This is a genomic window from Bacteroidetes bacterium SB0662_bin_6 (assembly GCA_009839485.1).
Classification (GTDB): domain Bacteria; phylum Bacteroidota; class Rhodothermia; order Rhodothermales; family VXPQ01; genus VXPQ01.
In genome coordinates, this window is the sequence record VXPQ01000048.1 from 20,972 (window position 1) to 41,475 (window position 20,504).

Sequence of the window (20,504 nt, forward strand, 5' to 3'; positions counted from 1 at the left end):
TGCACATGCCCGCGATCGACATCATTGTTACTGAACCAATCCCCCCCCTGTGCGTAGAGATGTGCCTTGGACGGCTTTACCGGAATGCAACGCAAGCCGCACCCAGGCCCGTAGCTCAATTTGGCAGAGCAACTGACTCTTAATCAGTGGGTTGGGGGTTCGAGTCCCCCCGGGCCTACACGATCCCTCTCCGGCGCGTTTCGCTCGTGCGCGCCCTCGGCTATAGCCTGCTCCATCTCCTCCAGCGAAACGGCAGGCCCCTTGCGCTTCAGCACCCCGAAAAGCCTGTCAATCGGGCGCGCCGGCACAATACGCACTTTGTTCTGTTCTTTATCCATTCTTCCCGGTATCATTTGTCCGCAGCGGTTCCCCGCAAAAACCGCAATAGGTAACGTTGGGCGTCCCGCTGCCCCGGCCACAGGCCCCGCATACTTTCCATGTGGACTGGCCTCCCCCATAGAACCTTCCCATCTCCACCCCGACAATGCCGGTCGGGACGGCAATAATGGCGTATCCGGTGAACATCAGCAGCACGGCCAGCATCTGACCGAGCGGCGTCATCGGCGCAATATCCCCGTACCCGACCGTGGTTACCGTCACGATGGCCCAGTATACCCCGCGCGGAATGCTTGTAAAGCCCGCATCGGCCCCTTCAATGACATACATGAGCGACCCTACAATCACGACGATCGTGGATACGGCCAGCATAAAAACCGTGATTTTGCGCCGACCCGCCCTGAGCGCCGTGAAAAGCACATCTTCCGCGACAAGGAACCGCACCAGTTTGAGCACGCGGAACACCCGCAAAACGCGCAGCACCCGGATCGTAAGAAGAAATCGACCCGGTGGAAATATGACGCTGAGAAACGTCGGCAGAATGGCGAGAAGATCCACCACGCCGAAAAAACTTGTCGCATACTTCCTGGCGTTCCGGGCGCTGTAGAGCCGCAGCACGTATTCCACCGTAAAAAGAATCGTGAATATCCATTCGAGGAAGGCCAGTTCGGCGCCCCACCGCTCGGATACGGCAACCATGCTGTCCAGCATGACCGCCACGATACTCAACAGAATCACTATAATGAGCACCACGTCGAAGAGATGCCCCGCCGGGGTGTCGTTCCCGAAAATGATGATTTCCACACGCTCACGGAGCGGCGAACGCCGGGACGCACCGGACTCAGTAGACACGTCGGATGCAGAAGATGAGTCGGAAGTATCGGACATATCGGTTGCGTTGCCTGTATCGGACATGTCAAAATAGGGGAAATGGGAAAATGACCCGGAATGGGTACAAACATACAGATTTTCCATTAGGAAGCACGCGTTCGCTCCAAACAATTCAAAACCATTTGCAGAGCGCATTCGGGCGCGGTAGTTTGCCTTCGGTGTTTATCGCCGGAAAAACCTCATATCTCCCTTATTCATGCAACGGTTCTCGTTTCACAGGAAACGGTCCACAGCGTGTCTGGTGCTCGCCGTATTGCCTGTCGTTGCCGCCGCGCTTTGCGTTCCAGTACGGGCCCAGCACGTTCAGCAACTCTCCACTGCAGAGCGCATGGCCTACGCTGCAAACCAATTCATCGAAACGCTGGACGCCGATCAGCAAGCCATGGCGGTATGGCCGTTTGACGACGAGGAACGGTACAATTTTCACTTCGTGCCGCGTGCACGCAACGGGCTGCCGCTCAAGCAAATGACGCGGCCACAGCGCATCGCCGCGCACAGTTTGCTGCGAAGCGCTCTGAGTTCGCAGGGATACCTCAAAGTCACCAGCGTCATACAACTGGAACGCGTGCTCGAAATCCTCGAGGGAAGCGCTCACCGCGACCGTGAATTATACTTCGTGACCGTGTTCGGCGAACCCGGCGGAGACGCCCCCTGGGGCTGGCGGTTCGAGGGACACCACCTGTCGCTCAATTACACGTCCGTCACGGGCGTCACCGTCACTACACCCACGTTCTTCGGGGCCAATCCGGCAGAAGTGCGCTCCGGCCCCGGCACCGGCCTTCGCGTGCTGGCCGCAGAGGAAGACCTGGGCAGGCAACTGATACGCATACTCCCCTCCGATCGGCGCGAACGGGCCATCATCGCCTCTACGGCGCCTGACGAGATTATCACAGGCGCCGACCGGGAAGTGCGTCTGGAGCACTTCGAAGGACTTCCCGTCGCGGATATGACCGCAGCAGAACGCAGCCTGCTGCAGCGGCTGATCCTCGAATACCTGCATAATATGCCAGAGGATATAGCCGAAAAACAGTTTGCCAGGATCGAGGAGACATTCGACGCCCTGTGGTTCGCCTGGGCCGGCCCGCTCGAACCCGGGGCGGGTCACTATTATCGCATTCACGGCCCGACGGTGCTTTTCGAATACGATAATACGCAGAACGGGGCCAACCATGTGCACAGCGTATGGCGGGACCTCGAAAACGATTTCGGGGAGGATCTTCTGCGGCGGCACTACGACGAACACGCTCACGACTGATCCGTCTCCGCATCCATATCCGCGAACTTCTTCCCCGCCCGATCATACCGTATCTTTAGCGAATCCCCCCTTCAGAGAATAATCCGGCCCAAGGCATCGCCATTCAGTACACATCTTCTTATGAAACCTTTTGGCAAGCCCGCCGGCATCTCCTTGTGGCTGTTTCTCCTGATCCCGGGGGTCTTTGGCGCCGAGGAGGTTGCAGGGCAGATACCGAAACAATCTTCCGCTAACGCCGCGGTATCGGATCGGACTGATTCCATGGCGGAGCCCGCAGGCTATTGGATCTTTCTGGACGGCAAACCGGATACGTCCCCCGTCGAAATAAGCGAGCGGGCCCTGGCGCGCCGGGCGCGCCGCGGGCAGCCGTATGCCGCGGAACTGGACAGAAACGTCTCCCCGACATATATCCGCGCACTTGAAGAACTCGGGGTAGAAATTCAGGTGGAAAGCCGCTGGCTGAATGCGGTAAGCGCAGTATTGACGGAGGAATCGCTTGCCCGGGTCCGGCAGATGGATTTTGTGCGGGATGTGCGTCCGCTGGCCCGGCGAAAAACGACGTTCCCTGAACCGGTTTCGGGAGCGGCGCCCGTGTCGAAGACGGCGGGTGATCGCTATGGCTTGTCCCGAACGCAGCTTGCCTTGATGAACGCCATCGCCCCGCTCGAGCGGGGCATCAATGGAAAAGGGGTTCGGATCGGGTTTCTCGACACCCCGTTCTACGAATTTAACCATCCCGTTTTCGATTCTCTGAGAAGCGACGGCCGCCTCATTGAAATAAGGAATTTCACAGGAAAAACGGACGATCCCAGCACGCATGGCATGCAGGTAGCTTCCGTGGCCGTAGGGTACCAGGAGGGCGAACTGATAGGTCCGGCGCATGCAGCCGAAGTGCTTGCAGGCGCCACGGAGTATACACCCACGGAAACGAACCAGGAAGAGCACAACCTCGTAGCCGGTCTCGAGTGGATGGAAAGCGAGGGCGTGGATGTGGTCAACATCTCCCTCGGTTATACCGATGCGTTCAATGCGGGGCAAAACCGCTACACCGTGAGCGATCTCGACGGCGACACAGGGATCACGACGATTGCCGTGGATCAGGCGGCAGCGCTCGGCGTGGTCGTGGTGACAAGCGCGGGAAATTCGGGTGATAAGAGCTGGTACTATATCTCCACACCCGCCGATGCGGATTCTGCGATTACGGTAGGAGCCGTTCGCCGCGATTCGTCCCGCGCTCCGTTCAGTTCGTTCGGTCCCACGGCCGACGGCCGTATCAAGCCGGATGTTTCCGCCATGGGCGTCGGCGTTTATCTTGCCCGTCCCGGAAACCGGTTTAGCAGGTTCGGGAACGGTACCTCGTATTCCAGCCCGCTCACAGCAGCGGTCGTCGCGCAAATGTTGCAGGTCAATCCGGACCTTGCCCCCATGGATGTCCTCGACATTTTGCGCAGCACGGCCCATCAATCGGAATCCCCGGACAATTCGCTGGGCTGGGGTATCGTAAACGCCGACGAGGCAATCAAAATGGCGGAAAGCATGGCCGATCCGCTGTCCTCATCTGCTGTAGAACTTCCGACAGAAACGGCGCTTCTGGGCAACTATCCGAATCCGTTCAATCCGGAAACCACCATACGGTATATGTTGCCGCAGACCGGCAAGGTGCATCTTGCGGTGTACAACCTGCTCGGTCACGAAGTGGCGGTGCTTGTCGACGAATCGAAACCCGCAGGCCACCATGCCACGCGCTTCGAGGCAGGCAATCTGCCCAGCGGAGCGTACCTCTACCGGTTGCAGACGCAAGACAGGATCATGGCCAAAACCATGATTCTCGTCAAGTGAACCGGCTGAAAGAGCGAGGAGCCCAGCATACAACGGATGCGGGGGCCCGTATCTACACCTGGGAATAGCCCGTCGGGCGAAGCACGTAGCTGCTGATGGCTGATACGGTTTCAGCGTAATACGGATCGGCGCTGAGCGTCCTCCAGTCCGGATGGGCAATGAACTTCGCCCACGCCTCCTCTCTGGCGGCCATGCTCTCGAAAACCAGCATGTACGTGAGGTTCGGAAGCAACTCGCCCACGAGCGCTTCTCCGAAAAAGACAGGATGCAGGCCCACTTCGCGGAAGATCGGGATTTCGCCGTTGTCGAACATCTCGATCTTGCGGATCCCGGCCTCGTCGCTTTGGCTTTCGTAGACGCGCAGTTCGAAGACCCGGCCGTCCGAATCGATCGGCGTCTCCATCACCGGCATGCCGTCGAACGCCTTGAAAAGCGAACTCTCGTACCGGACATAGGAGGGATCGGCCATGGAGCGCTTCAGAAAGCCCTCCCCGGCCTGCATGTAGGTCTCGTCCTCTGCAAGGCGCCGGCGCACCGTCGTCGCCGATGCAAGGTCCGCATGCGGAAGAAGCACATACACCGAAGGGCCATTCGGGCCGTGCGCAACCGTGAATGCGCCTACCGGCTCAATGCCGAGGCGGTTCAGCGCGGGTACCGCCACATCTCCCCAGAAAGCATGAAACGCGCCCTGCTGGGACACGTTGCGCAAGCGGTACCGGCGCAATTCGTAGTACTGCGGCGAAAGAGCGGTGCTGCGCGTTACGGCGCCGAGGGCGGCATGCGGCGCTGCAAGAGACGCGAGGGCTGCCGGGGCGGCAGAAGCGAGCAAAGTACGTCTGTTCATCATCTTGAGAAGGGTTTTGTGTCTTTTTTGCCGTACGAACGACCGGCCCTGCAAATCGGGAGCAGCCGTCCGACGGCATAGCGCCGCAGCAATCGCTCCACGGCTACATGGAGACTTTCAGGGCAATGAGTTGGTGGGACATCATCACGGGCACGTACAACATCTGCGTATCGGCCACGAATTCCACATCGGCGGTACCCTGCCCGGGGGTGAGCAATACGGTCAAGCCTTCTCCATCGCGGAAATGCAGCAGGCTGCCGCCGCCCCAATCCGACACGAACAGGCCGCCCATGCCGTCCGGCTCGATCGCGTCCAGCGCGCCCTCCGGCTCGGTTCCATGCAGGGCGCGCACACGCTGATCCGCAAACGAGATCGCTTGCAGGTACCGGGCCCCGCCCGGCTCTTCCGCCGTGGAATCGGCGGCGGCAATGTATAGCTCGTCCCCTATCACATGGACGCCGTTGGGCACCAGCACGTTATCGTGTTCGAGCCAGACGCCGAAAGCGCCGTCCTGCAGCGCATAGACCTTGCTGTACCGCGAATCGGAGACGTAGACCGCGCCGTCCTCGCCCACGGTCACATCGTTCAGATAGACCTCGTCCCCTTCGACCACATGCTCGGCCATAATCTCTCCGGAATCGAGATCGATTTCCAGGAGGGCATTCACATCCGTTACGTACAGGCGATCCCCTCCATGCGCCATACCCTTCGGGTCATTCAGATCGGTCACCCACATGGAGTCCACGGTCGTCCCGTCTGCGGACACTCTGGTTATGGAGCCCGGCCCGTCAAAACTGATATTCGAGACGTACAAGGCGCTGCGTTCCGCATCGTAGATGACCGATTCCGGATGGGTAAGCCCCTCTTCGAGGAGCCATACTTCCGTGAGAACGACCGGTCCAGGCGGTTCCTCGGCAGGCATTTCCTCTTCGGCGGCCGGCTGGCACCCGATGGAGAACACGGTCAGCAGGATAAAGGCAAGCACGAAAGAGGCGCCTCGTAAAACAGGATTTTTATGCAATATCATGTGATTTGCCGCAAACGCGACGGTTTGGTGAAAACAGGGGTGTGGGACAGGAAAATTATGCAATACACGCAGGACGGCGCGTTCATCGGATATTCGGAAGCGCGCCGGGCGAAAAACTGCGATCCAAAGATACGACAGAGGCGACAATCCGACCGCATGCGCTCCGGAATCACTCCGTCATGTCCTGCTGCGCTTCGAGGTACCAATCCGGCGTGCCGAACCAGTCGTGCATTTCCTGCTCGAACGGCGCCACGACGTATTCCGGCTCGGGATAAATGCCCCGGTCACCCGTATCGGCGATCCAGGCATCCAGCGCCGCCCGCATGGCGGTGAGCGCCGCCTGATCCTCAGGATTCCCGGAGTCCACGAGGTTTTCGATTTCGTGCGGATCCGCCTGCGTGTCGTACAATTCCTCGTAGGGCACCGGCTCCATCATCCGGGCGGGCGCCCCGGTGAGCAAGCCTTGTTCATGCAACTGGCGCATAAGGGGTTTCACCAGGAAACACTTCTCTTTGTACCGGTTGAGCGTCGGGAAACCGTCGCGGGGGTAGTAATTCCGGATATAGTGGTAGCGGGGGCCGCGCACCGACCTGAGGCGGGCCACCGTTTCGTCGATGCGGTCCCGGGCGCTGAACGCGTACGTGCGCGCCGGATCGGGACGGTTTCCGAAAAAGTTCAGGCTTTGCATACTCATGGGACGTTCCACGCCGGCCATCCAGAGCGTCGTGGCCGTCAGGTCGAGCAGGCTGACCACCCCGTCGTACACGCCACCGGGGCTGTATTGAGACGGAGCCGGAAAGCCGTCCGGCCAGTGGATGATCATCGGCACATGGATGCCCACGTCCCACACCCAATGAATGCCCCGCGCCGTAAGCCGTCCGTTATCCCCGAAAAACACGATAATGGTATTGTCCGCCATCCCCTCTTCCCGCAACGCCTCAAGAATCCACCCTACCCGTACATCCATTCCCGAAATCGAGTTGAGATAGCGGGCCCATTCCTCGCGCACGATCGGATGATCCGGGTAATACGGGGGCGGGTTGACGTTCTCAGGCGTAGCGATCTGCGGATGCCAGTCTTCCCCGACCCACGGCACGCGCTCCTTCTCCGCGGATTTGCGATCGTAAATGTCGTACTCCGCCTCCGGCGTGTTGATCATCGCGAAGAACGGCTGGTTCGATTGCAGTTTGGACCAGTCGGAGGTGTCGTACAGAGGACCTTCGTTCACGAAATTCAGATCGAGCTTGCCGGTGCCGACTTCGCGGTCTCCGATGTGCGTAATGTTGGCCGTGTAATACCCCACGTCCGCAAGGCGATGGGTCAGCGGACGGACCCCGTCCGGCAAACGATAGTCGTCGTCCCGGTGCGACCGCATATGGTGCGTGTCGATCGTGGTCTGGTACATACCGGTCATGAACGCGGAGCGGCTCGGCGCGCATACCGGCGAAGTCGAGTATACGTTCGTGAAACGCAGCCCTTCGCGCGCCAGACCGTCCAGGTTCGGCGTAGCCACATTCTCCATCCCGTAGATCCCCAGATCGAGCGCCATATTCTCACCCACGATCCAGAGGATATTCGGGCGGTCCGGCTGCGCGGAGGCGTGCCCGTCCCGGTCGATATCTCCCGGCCCTCCTGTTCCGGCAGCGAATGTCCTTCCGGCAGCGAACAGGATGGTTAAAAGTGTTGCCGCACAAGCAGTTTTAGAGGGGTATTTAAACAATAATGTCATGGCAGAAAAATTTCGGGGGTGGACAGTTTCGGGCCAAACGGTTTCAGGACTGACTTACTTTGGAGAAAGACAGCAGCACTGTTCAGAAACGGCGCATACCGGAAGCTTTACCGGTGAAAGGCCTGGGACACGAAACCCAGCACTTCCGGAAGCGATTCTCTCCAATACGACCACGAATGGCCTCCATCCCGGATCCGGAATTCGTGGGGAATCTCCCGGCGGCTCATCTCGATGTGAATCAGCGAATTCCCCTCGTAGAGAAAATCGTCGTCCCCGCAGTCGATGTACCAGCGTACGCTCCCGATATCCTCTGCGGGAAGCGTTTTGACCAGTTCGACGGCATTGTGCCGGGCTATCCAGGCCATGATCTCCTCGTCGGACAGCGCCGCTGCCTGGGGATCTCTAAAACGATTGAATTCCTCCACGGAGGACGGCCCCACATACGCGCTGAGCGGCGCTGCCGAGGAAAACAGATCGGGGCGGTGCAAAGCATACATGAAGCTGCCCCCGCCCCCCATCGAAAGACCCGCTACGGCGCGGTATTGCTTCTCTGTTCTGATCCGGTACGTCGATTCCACATGCGGCATCAGCTCCTCGAAGAAGAAATCTTCGTACTGCCAGTCCCCGTCGGCCGTGTTGAAGTAGCCCAGGCGGCCTGTAAAGGCATCCGGCATGATAATGACCATAGGGGTCGCTTTCCCCTTCGAAATCGCATGATCGGCGATATGCCGCACCTCGCCGAACTGTATCCAGCCGGTCTGGTCGTCTCCGGCTCCGTGCAGGAGATACAGTACGGGATAGCTTCGCTCGGAAATGTGGTAATCCGGCGGCAGATACACAGCATACTTCCGCTCGCCGCCGAGAATATCGCTGTGCATGGACAGGTTGTCGTAGACTGTGCCTCGTTCGACCCCCTGGGAAAAAACAGGCAGGGAAAACGCCGCCGACATAAGCGCCGTCACGCAATATAATGCCGCGTGGACAGCGTATCGTTTTACAGGAAAAAGCATGGTAAAAGGGGGATTAGCCTTTGATTGAGGACAGATAGTCGTAGCTGGTTTGCAGCATATCCACGGGGTCGGGGGCCAGATCCCGCTCGACATAGAAGTGCTCGACGCCGGCAGCGCTCGCCTCGGCGACAATAGCGGAAATGTCCAGCACGCCCGCGCCTACCGAAGCCATGAACGGAAAGAGTTCCATCCACTCCTGCGGATTGTCCCCGTTGCCCTCGAAGCGCACGAGTTCGGTCATGTCCTTGATATGCAAGAGGCGGTAATGATCGGGCCAGTTCTGCAGGTACTCGATGGGATCGGCCCCACCGGCCACGGTCCAGTAGATGTCCATTTCAAGAGACACGACGGACGGGTCGATGCGCTCCAGCATGACATTCATCGGGATAGACCCTTCCATCTCCGTCAATCCGTAACCGTGGTTGTGGTACAGGAACCGGAATCCGCGTTCGACGCCGCGCCGCCCGATTTCGTTGAATTCGTCTGCAAGGCGGCGGTAATCATCCAGCGTGGTGCGCTCCTCTTCCGGGATTGCCGCAATCCCGGCATAGCCGGCGCCGAGCATCTGAACTGCTTCGCCCGTTTCGTCGATCCGTTCGCGCAGTGTACCCAGATCGACATGCAGCGACGGCACGGAGATACCGACCTCATCGAGCAGACTTCGCAGGGCCTCCGGCTCCATGCCGTAATAGCCGCTGGTGCTGAATCCCAGTTGCGGCGTGATTCCCGCCCACATTTCATGCGCGGCGGGCACGCTGAACGGGTACGGCCCGTAGACTTCTATTTCCTTGTAGCCTATGTCGGCCAAAAGACGCATCGTTCCCTCAAAATCCTCCTCCAGAAGATGAGGAATGGAAAACAGGCCAAGGCCCACGCGCTCTATGAGTGTCGTTTCCACAGGGGCATCTTCAGGGGTTGGGGAGCATCCTGTTACGTACAAGCCGGCGGCGCCGGCGCCCAGCAGGCTGAAAAAAGAACGACGATCGATCATGGGTTCGGGGGATCAGGTGGCAGAATGGCGGTGCATGGAGACAACGCAAGATTTCAGCTCTCCTCCAGCGCAAGGGGCGCCGCACCGTACAAGTGGGTAAATCGGATACAATGAATGATAACGGATCGGAACGGGCTGAGATCGAGGTCCGCTTCCAGTTCATAGGTCTGAGCGCCTGATCTCGACTGCAATTCATCCACGACATGGGCGCCCGTCACCATCACATTATCGTTGTCGGCTTCGGGCGTGCCGGTGGGCGTAAGCACCACATGCAGGTCCGGGCCCCAGTCCGTCCGGAACGCTTCCGACAGCACGAGGCGGAGCCCCTCGCCGGTATCCTCGATCCGGTACGCCCCGCTGGTCTCCTGACCGCCCTTGTCCGTAAACGATCCGGAGGCAATGATATCCGCTGCCGACTCCGAAACAACGGAAGCGGCCTGTTCCATGTTCACAGCATTCACAGCATCGCCACGAAGAACCCAGATAACAATCAGGATGATGACCAAAGCATTGGCCATACATATCCAAAACAGTGTACCCGGGCGCTTCCTGAATAAATGCCGCATAGCGAATGCCTCTTATGTTTCGTTTATGGAAGCAAAGATACGGAACATGACTACAACGCCCATCCTTCCCTGTACGTCCGATCAAGGAGAATATTCGCTTCCTTGTCGTTCGTGATCCGCATCTCTGCGGCGTCCCAGCGCAATGTCTTGCCGGGAGACAGGATAGCGATGTTACCGAGCAGCACGGCTTCCGTGATGGGGCCGCCGTAGTCGAAATGGGCGCCGGCCTGCGGACCTCCCTTGCAGGCTTCGATCCATTCCTGGTAATGGCCGATCGAACGCGGGAGCGCCGGCTCGGGCATCTCGTACTCGACATCCGTCATGCCGGAAACGGAAAGCAGCCGCGGGTTATGCCCTGTTCCGTCGGTGAGCAGAATCCCCTTGTCCCCGACGAAATAGGCGCCGCCGGGATCGGGCACGCCCATCGGTTCGTGGTCGCCAAGGCCGTCCGGACGCGCAGGTTTCAATCCTCCGTCGTACCAGACAAGGCGAACGGGAGGCATATCGCCCCGCGCAGGGAATCGGTAATGCACGATAGAGGCATGTGGCCAGGTTTCCCCGTTCACGTCTGTAGAACTGGCATGCACCGTCTCCGGAGCCGTAAGATGCAGGGCGCGAAACACAGGATCGAAGTGGTGACATCCCATGTCCCCGAGGGCGCCCGTCCCGAAATCCTGCCAGCCGCGCCAGGTGAACGGCACGTACGCCGGGTGATAGGGACGCACGGGAGCCGGTCCGAGCCACAGGTCCCAGTCCAGCGTGTCGGGAACCGGCGGCGTTTCGGCAGGACGATCCACCCCTTGCGGCCAGATCGGGCGGTTATCCCAGATATGTACTTCGCGGACCGGGCCAATGGCGCCGTCCCATATCATCTCGGCGATCTTGCGGTGATCGTCGTGCGCATTCTGCTGCGTGCTCATCTGAGTGGCGACGCCCGCCTTTCGGGCGGCTTCCGTCATGAGGCGCACTTCGCGAATGGTTCTCGCCAGAGGTTTTGCGCAGTATACGTGCTTGCCCAGAGCAAACGAGGGAAGCGCGGCGACGGCATGGGTATGGTCCGGTGTACCGATGACCACTCCGTCGATGTGATTCGCTTCCTTGTCGAGCAGGCGGCGGAAATCCCTGTAGCGGCGGGCGTTCGGAAAACGCTCGTAGGTCGGCGCCGCGCGCTTGTCGTCCACATCGGCCAGGGCTACGATGTTTTCGCTGCTCAGATTTTGCAAATAGTTGCCGCCCATGCCGCCCGCACCGATCCCGGCAAGGTTGAGCTTGTCGCTGGGGGGAACAATACCCGGTCCGCCGAGCACATGCCGGGGAAGAATGGCAATGGTCGATGCAGCCGCCAGAAAATGCCGCCTGTCCATAGTCGTCGTGTGATTGTGAATATATCCTTACGTTGTAAAAACTCCCTGAGCGATTTCGATAATACGGTTTCAGGCGGTAACAAGCGAACGACACAGAGCATGCCTTAGGGCAACAGGGAGCCTTTTTCCACCCGGTTCGTATTGCCGGTCGTACGCAGGCGACGGCCCCCATGCCTCATTCATATTTTATAAAACCTTATAAAAAACTTTAGTAAAATGACTGAACCTGTTGCCCAGGAAGGAATTATCAGGTTATATCTGTGTACGGACGGCCCGCTTGTCGAAGCAAACGGACGCTTCTTTTCTATCCGGGATGCCGGCTGGGATGACCTCTTCAACGATCCTGCGCTGGGCGAGCGGCTCACGCAGTACACGCGCAATGCTCTGGAAACCGAACCGCCTCGCCCGGATGACCTCCTCGCCCCCATCGGGCATCAGGAAGTCTGGGCCGCCGGGGTAACCTACTGGCGCAGCAGGACCGCCCGCATGGCGGAATCCGAAGAGACCGCCGACGCCTATGACCGGGTGTACACCGCAGCGCGCCCTGAGATTTTCTTCAAGGCGACGCCGCACCGGGTGGCGGGCCCCTGCCAGGCCGTGCGGATCCGCCGGGATACCCGCTGGAGCGTACCGGAGCCGGAACTGGCCGTGGCCGTCAATGCAGCGGGGAAGGCGTTCGGATACGCCATTGGCAACGACATGAGCGCACGAGACATCGAGGGAGAGAACCCGCTGTACCTGCCACAGGCGAAGGTGTACGACCAGTGCTGCGGACTGGGACCGTGCATTCTCGTTTCCGAGGAGCCGCCCGGGCCGGATACGTCGATCCGGCTGGTCGTGGAACGCAGCGGCGCCGTCGCCTTCGAGGGCGCCACGACGCTCGGGAAACTGCGGCGATCCATCGAGGAACTGGTTTCCTGGCTGCTTCTCGACAATTCCTTCCCGGACGGTTGTTTCCTGCTTACCGGCACCGGCATCGTGCCGCCCGACGATTTCACCCTGACATCGGGGGATCGCATCCGGATCGCTATCGACTCCATCGGAGCACTGGAGAATTACGTCGTACAGGACGCGGCATAGGCCGCGCTACTCGTCAGACATCCAGCGCGTCCGCATCCGCGGCGTGGTTCATGATGAAACGGAACCGCGCGGAGGCGTCCTTGCCCATGAGGTCCGAGATCGTGCGCTCGGTGCCCAGGCGCTCCTCCTCGTTAATGCGCACCTGCAAAAGCATACGTTTCCCGGGGTCCAGAGTCGTTTCCCGGAGCGTGGCGGGCATCATCTCCCCGAGCCCCTTGAAGCGCTGCACCATGACGTTGCGGCGGCCTTTCTCTTTCCGCTCGATCTCGCGCAGGATGCGATCCTTATCCGCCTCGTCAAGCGCCCACCAGGTGTCCTTGCCTGCATCCAGCCTGTACAGCGGGGGCTGCGCGATGTACGCGAACCCCTCCGTGATGAGCGGCCGCATGTACCGGTAGAAAAACGTCAGGAGCAACGTAGCGATGTGGTGCCCGTCGGAATCCGCGTCCATGAGCAGGATGACCTTGTGATACCGGAGGCGGTCCAGATCGATCTCATCCCCCATGCCGCAGCCCAGCGCCTTGACCACGTTCGAGAGTTCCTTGTTTTCCCGCACCTTGTTCGCCGCGTGCTGCTCCGCATTGAGCACCTTGCCGCGCAGCGGCAGCACGGCCTGAAAGGCGCGGTCCCTCCCCTGCTTGGCCGATCCCCCGGCGGAGTCCCCCTCCACAATGAACAATTCGCTTCTGGACGGATCCGTCGAGGCGCAGTCCGCCAGTTTGCCGGGCAGATTGAGCCGGTGGCTGATGCTTGTCTTGCGGCGGACATCGCGGGCGGCGGTGCGCGAGGCGTGACGGGCCTTCGCGGACTGTATGACCCGCGCGGCAATGGCCTCCCCCGTCGTGGGGTGCGCATTCAGAAAGCGCTCCAGTTCGAGGCGCATGGCCCCGGCAACGACCGAGCGGGCGCCGGGGTTGTTCAGTTTTTCCTTGGTCTGCCCCTGAAACTGCGGTTCGATCATGAACAGATTCAGGATCGCAACGAGCCCCTCCCGGATATCGTCCGCCGAAATGTCGAGGTTCTTGGGCAGCAGGTCGTGCGTTTCCATGTAGGCGCGCACGGCGCTGCGCACCGCATCGCGGAAGCCCTGCTCATGGGTGCCTCCTTCCCCGGTGGGAATGCCGTTGACGAAGGAGCGGACATGCTCGCGGGGCGCCTCCGTCCACTGCAGCGCCACCTCCACGCGGGCGCCGTCCGTCATGCCTTGCTGGCGTACCAGAAACTGTTCCTCATGCACGGACCGCTCGCCCAATCCTTTCACCCGTTCGGTCAGAAATTCCGAAATCCCCCCCTCGTGGCGGTATTCGCGGCGAACGCCGGTAATTCCGTTCCTGAATACGATGCACAGCGCGGCGTTCAGGTACGTCTTTACTTCAAGGCTTTGGCCGATGGCCTCGGCGTCGAACGCCACGGATTCGAAAATGTCCGGATCGGGTCGAAAATGGATCGATGTGCCGGTTCCCCTGCCGTTTTCCCGCACCTTGTGTACCGCGCAAAGCGGGGCGCCGCGCGCGTAGCGCTGCTCCCAGACCGCGCCGTCGCGACGGACCGTCACGGTCATTTCCTCCGACAGGGCATTCACGACCGAGGCGCCTACGCCGTGGAGCCCCCCGGACGCGATGTAATTCGTCTGGTCGAACTTGCCGCCCGCATGCAGGGTCGTCATGATGAGCTCGAGGGCGGAGATGTTTTTCGAGGGATGCGTGTCTACCGGGATGCCCCGCCCGTTGTCCGACACGGTAACGCTGCGCCCGTCCTCGTGGAGCGTCACCTCGATGTGGGATGCGTAGCCGTTGGTGGCCTCGTCCACTGCGTTGTCCACGATTTCCCACAGCAAATGATGCAGGCCCGCCGTGCCCGTGCCGCCCACGTACATTCCGGGCCGCTTGCGCACCGGGTCCAGCCCCTCGAGGACCTGGATATCGGCACCTGTATATGTCCGCACTTGCCTCATACCCGTATCTCCACCGGTTCGGGAACGATGCGGGCCACATGCCCCCGCTTCATGATGGCTTTGCCCTTGTTGCCGCGCCGGGAAACTTCGAATTTGGTGGTGCGCACCGTCTCGATGCGCCCCCGGCTCGTTTCGATCTTCAGGCCGTCGCGGGCCGCGCTGGAAAGCGTGCAGCCGAGCACATGATCGTCCGCGCCGAGACGCATGGCGATAACTCCTTTCGCTGCGCTTTTGAACACCGGAATCTGGGACACGGGAAAAATCAGCACATACCCGGCCCTGGACGCCATGCAGACGTTTTCGTCCCCCGCCGCCGGTTCGGCGCCGACCACTTCGTCCCCGTTTTCCAATTTGGCGTACGTCCGGCCTTTTCGGGTCGAGGGCTCCGCAAAACTGTCCATCGGCAGACGCACGGCCTGCCCGCTGACGGTGATCGCCACGAGAAGCGGATCCGTTTGGGCGGCGGCATGCCCGTTCTTCGGAAACAGTTCCGGATCCGGGTCCGGCACGGCGATCGGCCTGGGAAGCGCCCGCTCGTCGAACGAAATGACCCCGACAACGTGCTCCTTATCCGAGAAATCGAAGAATTTCTGGACAGGATCTCCGTACCCGGTCGTGTTCGGCAACGTGTCCGCGCGGAGCGAATAACACCGCCCGAAATTGGTGAAGAAACCCACCGAGCCGCGGGTTGAGGCGGGCAATATCCACCCCACGCTGTCGCCTTCCCGGACACGGATGCTGTCGATGTCCGTGTACGTACGCTGCCGCTTGATCCATCCGTCCCGCGTTACGATGGCGTAGCAGTCCTCGGCGACGATATAATCCTCGGCAGCGTATTCGACGGCCTTGTCCGGGCCCGCAATGTGCGTCTTGCGGTCCGTCCCGAATGCATCGGCCGTCGCCTGGATTTCGGCGCGCACGAGCCCCCACTGCTTGTCCTCGGATTCGAGGATGGCGCGCACGTCCGCGGCGCGCGCCAGTTTGTCTTCCAGTTCCCGGAGGATTTCCTCGATTTCCATCCGGGCCAGTCTGTAGAGTTTGATTTCGAGGATGGCGTCGGCCTGTTCCTCATCGAGATCGAACCGGTGCATGAGTCGCCCGGCCGCATCCTTCCGGTCTGCAGACGAACGGATAAGCCGGATGGCTTCGTCGAGGGCGTCGAACAGTTTCTCGAAACCGCGCAGGATGTGAATGCGCCGTTCGAGCCGCTCGAGCGCGTAGCGGAGGCGGCGCACCACCACCTCCAGGCGGAAGGCCAGAAAGGCCCGTAGCGCCTCGGCGAGATTGACCTTCTTCGGAGCGGGGACCAGCGGGTTCTCCGTGGGCACGAGACACGTCATATCGACGTGGTAACGCTTTTGCAGGTCGGTGTGGCGGAGCAGGTACGCGATGGCCGCTTCCGGATCGGCGCCCCGCCGAAGCTCCAGCACCACGCGGATGTCTTCCGTCGATTCGTCGCGTACATCGGAGAGCTGCGGCACCCGCTCGTTGACGATATGCTCGGCGATTTTCTCCACAAGCGCCGCCTTGTTGACCATGTAGGGAACGGAGGTGATCACGATCCGGCTCTTCCCTTCCATGCCGTAGTCGCCGCGCAATTCCACAGCCCCCTCCCCGTTCCGGTGTATCGCCAGTAACTCGGCGGGCGTATTCAGAATACGTCCGGCGGTGGGGAAATCCGGCCCCGGCACATGCTGCGCCAGTTCCTCGACAGACGCTTCCGGATGGTCGATCAGATAAACCAGTGCATCCGCTACTTCCCGCAGGTTATGCGGGGGGATTTTCGTGGCCATGCCCACCGCGATCCCGTCCGCCCCGTTGACGAGGAGATTCGGGACACGCGACGGGAGCACCACGGGCTCGTCGTAGCTGCCGTCGAAATTGGGACGGAAATCCACGGTGTCCTGCCGGATCTCCTCCAGCATCTCCACAGCCAGCGCACGCAGCTTGACTTCGGTATAGCGCATGGCGGCGGGGTTGTCCCCGTCAATGGAGCCGAAATTTCCGTGCCCGTCCACCAGCGGATCGCGCAGGGAGAAATCCTGGGCCATCCGCACCATGGCGTCGTAAATGGCCGTGTCGCCGTGGGGATGGTACTTGCCCATCACTTCGCCCACCACCGCAGCGCTCTTGCGGTACCGGGCGTCGGGGGTAAGCCGCAGGTTCGCGTACATGGCATAGAGGATGCGCCGCTGCACGGGTTTGAGGCCGTCGCGGATATCCGGCAGGGCGCGGCTCATGATGACGGAGAGCGCGTAGCTCAGATAGCGCTCCCGGGTCGTTTCCTGCAGGGATATGGTTTCGACGATAGGCATTGGGGAATGCTTTACAGGGCGCTGGAGAGGTGCGGGGCGGGGTTCAGGAAGGGTTCAGGGGGTGTATGGAAGGAAAGAAACATGCCGGGTGGATTCCCGGAGCAGAGACACCCGGCACAATAACGGATATAAAATGATAAAATATTGCGGGCGTCCGTGGTAATCGTTACCTTGCAACATAGCGGCGTTCCTCTGCGATGTAGCGCCTGTATCAGGCGGCAGTCTCGGCAATAACGGCCCCATATGGTGAAAGGTACGAATCAGGGACGGGAAATTCCAGTGGAAAAAGGCGATTTGCGGCTACCATTTTTTGCACGGTCGGCTCAGGGTTTCAGGCATCGCCTGGCGCCGAAATGGGCGGGAATCGGAGCATTGCGACTGCTTGCGCCCCCTTTACCTCCTTGTGCAGGGGAATTACATAAAAAAGTTGACTTTGCCATCGGAGTGTCCCTATATGGATAGTTTACGTCAAACGGATCAAAACGGAGAAGCCATGCTGCGCTATCTGCTCGCTACATCCCTGTTCTGCTTTCTTGCATTCGGTGCGTTCGCGCCCCGATCGGCGCAGGCGCAAGCCGACGTATCGATTCGCGGCGTCGTTACGGACGCATCGTCGGAGACGCCTCTGCAAGACGCCAATGTGGTGTTGCTGCTGGATGGCGTCGTGATTGCAGGCGCCGCTTCGGGCGCTGACGGATCGTATGAGATTTCCGGGATTCCTCCCGGCACGTACATGCTTTCGGTGCGTTTTGTGGGATATGAGGAGGAGCAGAGGCAGGTATCCTTACAGCCCGGCGGAACGCTCACGGCGGATGTGGCTTTGCGCCCGACGGGCTTCGATCTCAATGCCGTGGTCGTGAGCGCATCGCGCGCCTCCGAGAAGGTGCTGGACGCCCCGGCCTCGATCTCCGTCCTGGATACCAGAGAGATCGAGAGCGTGGCCCTGCCCTCCTCCGCCATGTTGCTTCGGAATGTAACCGGGGTGGATGTGGCGCAAACGGGCGTCAACCGGCATGAGATCGTGCTGCGAGGGTTCAATAACGTCTTTACCGGCGCCACGTATGTCATGACGGATTACCGGCGGGCGGCCGTGGCATCCCTGGGCCTGAACCATTATGGCCTGATGCCGATCAGCCAGATCGATCTGGAGCGCGTCGAGGTGGTCCGGGGTCCGGGATCGGCGCTCTTCGGCGCCGGGGTCGATGCCGGAGTGATCCACTTCATCAGCAAGGATCCGTTCACCCATCCGGGCACGACGGTGCGTGTGGGGGGAGGGTTGCGTAATGCATTGACCGCCTCTCTGCGCCATGCAGGGGTTGCGGGCGGCAAGCTGGGTTACAAGGTCGTCGCCGATTTTCAGCGCGCCAACGACTTTGCCTTCGATCCGGAGGATCCCCTGGATGCCATACAACTCGGCACGTTCAGAGAGGAGGCGCTTCCCGTCGATTACAATAACCATAACTATACCCTGTCGGGTCTGCTTTCCTGGCAGCCTCGCTCGAACGTCACGCTGACGGCCAATGGCGGATTTTCGGCGGTCAAGACCATCGGGCTTTCATCGATCGGTACGATTCAGGGCGAAGGGTTCGGATATACGTACGGGCAGCTTCGCCTCGACGCCGGAAGGTTTTTCGCCCAGGCCTATGCGAATTTCAACGATGCGGGCGATTCCTTTGTCTATCGGGAGGGATCGGTCCCGGATGTGGTGGACAAGTCGACCCTCGTCAATGTACAGGGGCAGTACGACTTCGATCTTCTGGACGAGCGCTTCCGTTTTATAGTTGGCGCGGAATACGAACTTACCAACCCGGTTACGAAGTCCACGATCTTTGGCCGTAACGACGATCGTGACCGATTCGCCGAGACAGGCGCTTATCTCCAGAGCGTCGTTCGGCTGAGTCCAATGTTGAATGCGACCCTCGCCGTGCGTGCGGACCGGCACGATTTGTTCGACGGGACGCAGCTTTCTCCCCGGGCCGCCCTCGTTTTCAAACCGGGTCCCGCGCATAGTCTTCGCGCCACGTTCAACCGGGCATTCGCTTCGCCCAGCACGACGAACCTTTTTCTGGATATCAATGCGGGCGCGGCCGGACCGCTTACGATCCAGGCCCGGGGATCACTGGACGGATTCACTTTCCAGCGCGATGCGCAGGGCGGCCTGATCGCCTCCAGCATAGTACCGGATATTTTCGGGGCCCCCGTGCCCGTAGGCGTCCCCCTCGAATTGCTCTATAGTCAGATATACGGATTGCTTTCGAGCATTCCGGCATCCGACTTGCAAACGCTGCTGGCCGGGCAAGGCCTGAACCTTCCGGTGCCTGTCATTAACCAGTTTATCGGCCTGCTCAGTCCGAACGGGGGCATCACCGTAACGGGCCTGACGCCCTCCTACCTTGGCTATCTGGACCCGAGCACAGGCGGGATTGACCCCAATAGCATAACGCGCGACGTGGTGGATGTCCCTTCCCTGGAATACACGTCCAGCGAGATCTTCGAAGTAGGATACAAGGGGTTGTTAGGGGAACGGCTGCTGTTCGCCGTGGACGGGTATTACGCCCGGCGGAAGAATTTCGTCAGCCCGTTGCGGGTAGAGACGCCCTTCGTGCTGGTGCCCAATCATGACTTGTTGTTCGGCGACCTGCAAGCGGCGCTCGCCGACGGAATCGCGGGCAATGAGACCCTGCATGCGGCCTTGCAGGCGGTAGGATTCTCGGCAGACGACATATCGTCGCTCATCGTGGAGCTTGCCCGGCCCGACTTTGCGGCGTTTCTTCCGGAGAATACGCCCATTGCCATCGTGCAGCCTGTGGAAAACATGGTACCCGGCCAGCTTCTGATGACCTATCGGAGCATGGGGGAGATCGAATACTACGGCATGGACGTGTCCACCGAGTTGCTGCTTGGCGACCGGCTGCGCGTTTTCGGAAACCTGTCCTGGGTCAGCGACAATTTTTTTGACGCCGGCGAGCTTGGCGAAGAGGAAGAAACGCTGGAACTGTCCATGAATGCCCCTGCTACGAAGGTCAAGGGCGGATTTGCCTACGAATCTTCCGGCAACTGGAGCGTCCATGCATCCGTGCGGCATACCGGGGGCTTCGAGGTTCGATCGGGTTTGTACACAGGGCCCGTGCCGGAGCATACGCTGCTGGATGTCGGCGCCGGATACGATCTCGGCGACTATGTGTCCGGATTGCGCACGAATCTGTCCCTGTTCAATGTGCTGGATCAACGGCACCGTGAATTCCCCGGCTCGCCGCAGATAGGCCGCATGGGGATTGTGCAGATGACGCTGGATTTATAACC

At 60.4% G+C, this 20,504-nt stretch carries 15 protein-coding genes and 1 tRNA gene; 5 read left to right on the forward strand and 11 right to left on the reverse strand.

Translation table 11 applies throughout. The features are described from left to right. Positions 1 to 104: 104 nt before the first annotated feature. Positions 105 to 178, forward strand: a tRNA-Lys gene (locus tag F4Y00_09870). Here F4Y00_09870 and F4Y00_09875 read toward each other — a convergent pair. Next, positions 144 to 338: a hypothetical protein gene (locus F4Y00_09875; GenBank protein MYE05263.1), complete on the reverse strand. Its 195-nt coding sequence runs from the start codon at positions 336 to 338 to the stop codon at positions 144 to 146. The two genes, F4Y00_09870 and F4Y00_09875, sit on opposite strands and share 35 nt — an antisense overlap. After that, positions 331 to 1,224, reverse strand: a complete 894-nt coding sequence (locus F4Y00_09880; protein ID MYE05264.1) for an ion transporter — start codon at positions 1,222 to 1,224, stop codon at positions 331 to 333. Before F4Y00_09880 ends, F4Y00_09875 begins: the two co-directional genes overlap by 8 nt. Before the next feature lie 331 nt (positions 1,225 to 1,555). On the opposite strand from F4Y00_09880, the gene F4Y00_09885 reads away from it, so the two are divergent. Together F4Y00_09885 and F4Y00_09890 are read left to right on the forward strand one after the other, a co-directional pair. After that, a complete protein-coding gene (locus F4Y00_09885; protein MYE05265.1) occupies positions 1,556 to 2,482 on the forward strand; it encodes a DUF3500 domain-containing protein in 927 nt (308 codons plus the stop codon). A 120-nt stretch (positions 2,483 to 2,602) separates the two neighbouring features. Beyond that, entirely contained in the window at positions 2,603 to 4,321 is a 1,719-nt protein-coding gene (locus F4Y00_09890; protein MYE05266.1) for a S8 family serine peptidase, read from the forward strand. Between the two features lie 52 nt (positions 4,322 to 4,373). Here the strand turns inward: F4Y00_09890 and F4Y00_09895 are convergent, their stop codons facing one another. The 7 genes from F4Y00_09895 to F4Y00_09925 all read right to left on the reverse strand — a co-directional run bounded on the left by F4Y00_09895 (position 4,374) and on the right by F4Y00_09925 (position 11,852). Next, positions 4,374 to 5,168: an NIPSNAP family containing protein gene (locus F4Y00_09895; protein MYE05267.1), complete on the reverse strand. Its 795-nt coding sequence runs from the start codon at positions 5,166 to 5,168 to the stop codon at positions 4,374 to 4,376. Between the two features lie 100 nt (positions 5,169 to 5,268). After that, positions 5,269 to 6,192, reverse strand: a complete 924-nt coding sequence (locus F4Y00_09900) for an SMP-30/gluconolactonase/LRE family protein (protein MYE05268.1) — start codon at positions 6,190 to 6,192, stop codon at positions 5,269 to 5,271. 169 nt (positions 6,193 to 6,361) lie between these two features. Further along, complete coding sequence (locus F4Y00_09905; protein MYE05269.1) at positions 6,362 to 7,921, reverse strand: sulfatase; 1,560 nt, start codon at positions 7,919 to 7,921, stop codon at positions 6,362 to 6,364. A gap of 107 nt (positions 7,922 to 8,028) precedes the next feature. Then, positions 8,029 to 8,799, reverse strand: coding sequence for an esterase family protein (locus F4Y00_09910; GenBank protein ID MYE05270.1), 771 nt, complete (start codon positions 8,797 to 8,799; stop codon positions 8,029 to 8,031). A 145-nt stretch (positions 8,800 to 8,944) separates the two neighbouring features. After that, on the reverse strand, positions 8,945 to 9,922 hold the full coding sequence (locus tag F4Y00_09915; protein ID MYE05271.1) for a TIM barrel protein: 978 nt from the start codon (positions 9,920 to 9,922) through the stop codon (positions 8,945 to 8,947). A 53-nt stretch (positions 9,923 to 9,975) separates the two neighbouring features. Continuing rightward, entirely contained in the window at positions 9,976 to 10,488 is a 513-nt protein-coding gene (locus F4Y00_09920) for a DM13 domain-containing protein (protein MYE05272.1), read from the reverse strand. Between the two features lie 50 nt (positions 10,489 to 10,538). Then, the gene (locus F4Y00_09925; protein ID MYE05273.1) at positions 10,539 to 11,852 is read right to left on the reverse strand and encodes a Gfo/Idh/MocA family oxidoreductase; all 1,314 of its coding nucleotides are present in this window, start codon (positions 11,850 to 11,852) and stop codon (positions 10,539 to 10,541) included. Between the two features lie 216 nt (positions 11,853 to 12,068). Here F4Y00_09925 and F4Y00_09930 point away from each other — a divergent pair, with 216 nt between their 5' ends. Continuing rightward, positions 12,069 to 12,932 (forward strand): 2-hydroxyhepta-2,4-diene-1,7-dioate isomerase, encoded by an 864-nt coding sequence (locus tag F4Y00_09930; GenBank protein MYE05274.1) that lies wholly within the window; start codon positions 12,069 to 12,071, stop codon positions 12,930 to 12,932. Positions 12,933 to 12,945: 13 nt separating this feature from the next. Here the strand turns inward: F4Y00_09930 and F4Y00_09935 are convergent, their stop codons facing one another. Both F4Y00_09935 and F4Y00_09940 read right to left on the reverse strand, forming a co-directional pair. Next, positions 12,946 to 14,886 (reverse strand): type IIA DNA topoisomerase subunit B, encoded by a 1,941-nt coding sequence (locus F4Y00_09935; GenBank protein ID MYE05275.1) that lies wholly within the window; start codon positions 14,884 to 14,886, stop codon positions 12,946 to 12,948. Beyond that, the gene (locus tag F4Y00_09940; GenBank protein ID MYE05276.1) at positions 14,883 to 17,201 is read right to left on the reverse strand and encodes a DNA topoisomerase IV subunit A; all 2,319 of its coding nucleotides are present in this window, start codon (positions 17,199 to 17,201) and stop codon (positions 14,883 to 14,885) included. The genes F4Y00_09935 and F4Y00_09940 overlap by 4 nt, the downstream gene beginning before the upstream one ends. A gap of 454 nt (positions 17,202 to 17,655) precedes the next feature. On the opposite strand from F4Y00_09940, the gene F4Y00_09945 reads away from it, so the two are divergent. Then, the gene (locus F4Y00_09945; protein MYE05277.1) at positions 17,656 to 20,502 is read left to right on the forward strand and encodes a TonB-dependent receptor; all 2,847 of its coding nucleotides are present in this window, start codon (positions 17,656 to 17,658) and stop codon (positions 20,500 to 20,502) included. Positions 20,503 to 20,504: the final 2 nt, after the last annotated feature.

Bases quoted from the DNA above. Each gene is read 5' to 3' on its own strand.
- F4Y00_09885 (MYE05265.1), top strand. From the start codon at position 1,556: ATGGCCTACGCTGCAAACCAATTCATCGAAACGCTGGACGCCGATCAG.
- F4Y00_09895 (MYE05267.1), bottom strand. From the start codon at position 5,168: ATGATGAACAGACGTACTTTGCTCGCTTCTGCCGCCCCGGCAGCCCTC.
- F4Y00_09945 (MYE05277.1), top strand. From the start codon at position 17,656: ATGGATAGTTTACGTCAAACGGATCAAAACGGAGAAGCCATGCTGCGC.
- F4Y00_09900 (MYE05268.1), bottom strand. From the start codon at position 6,192: ATGATATTGCATAAAAATCCTGTTTTACGAGGCGCCTCTTTCGTGCTT.
- F4Y00_09935 (MYE05275.1), bottom strand. From the start codon at position 14,886: ATGAGGCAAGTGCGGACATATACAGGTGCCGATATCCAGGTCCTCGAG.
- F4Y00_09930 (MYE05274.1), top strand. From the start codon at position 12,069: ATGACTGAACCTGTTGCCCAGGAAGGAATTATCAGGTTATATCTGTGT.
- F4Y00_09925 (MYE05273.1), bottom strand. From the start codon at position 11,852: ATGGACAGGCGGCATTTTCTGGCGGCTGCATCGACCATTGCCATTCTT.
- F4Y00_09910 (MYE05270.1), bottom strand. From the start codon at position 8,799: ATGCACAGCGATATTCTCGGCGGCGAGCGGAAGTATGCTGTGTATCTG.
- F4Y00_09940 (MYE05276.1), bottom strand. From the start codon at position 17,201: ATGCCTATCGTCGAAACCATATCCCTGCAGGAAACGACCCGGGAGCGC.
- F4Y00_09890 (MYE05266.1), top strand. From the start codon at position 2,603: ATGAAACCTTTTGGCAAGCCCGCCGGCATCTCCTTGTGGCTGTTTCTC.
- F4Y00_09920 (MYE05272.1), bottom strand. From the start codon at position 10,488: ATGCGGCATTTATTCAGGAAGCGCCCGGGTACACTGTTTTGGATATGT.
- F4Y00_09875 (MYE05263.1), bottom strand. From the start codon at position 338: ATGGATAAAGAACAGAACAAAGTGCGTATTGTGCCGGCGCGCCCGATT.
- F4Y00_09915 (MYE05271.1), bottom strand. From the start codon at position 9,922: ATGATCGATCGTCGTTCTTTTTTCAGCCTGCTGGGCGCCGGCGCCGCC.
- F4Y00_09905 (MYE05269.1), bottom strand. From the start codon at position 7,921: ATGACATTATTGTTTAAATACCCCTCTAAAACTGCTTGTGCGGCAACA.
- F4Y00_09880 (MYE05264.1), bottom strand. From the start codon at position 1,224: ATGTCCGATACTTCCGACTCATCTTCTGCATCCGACGTGTCTACTGAG.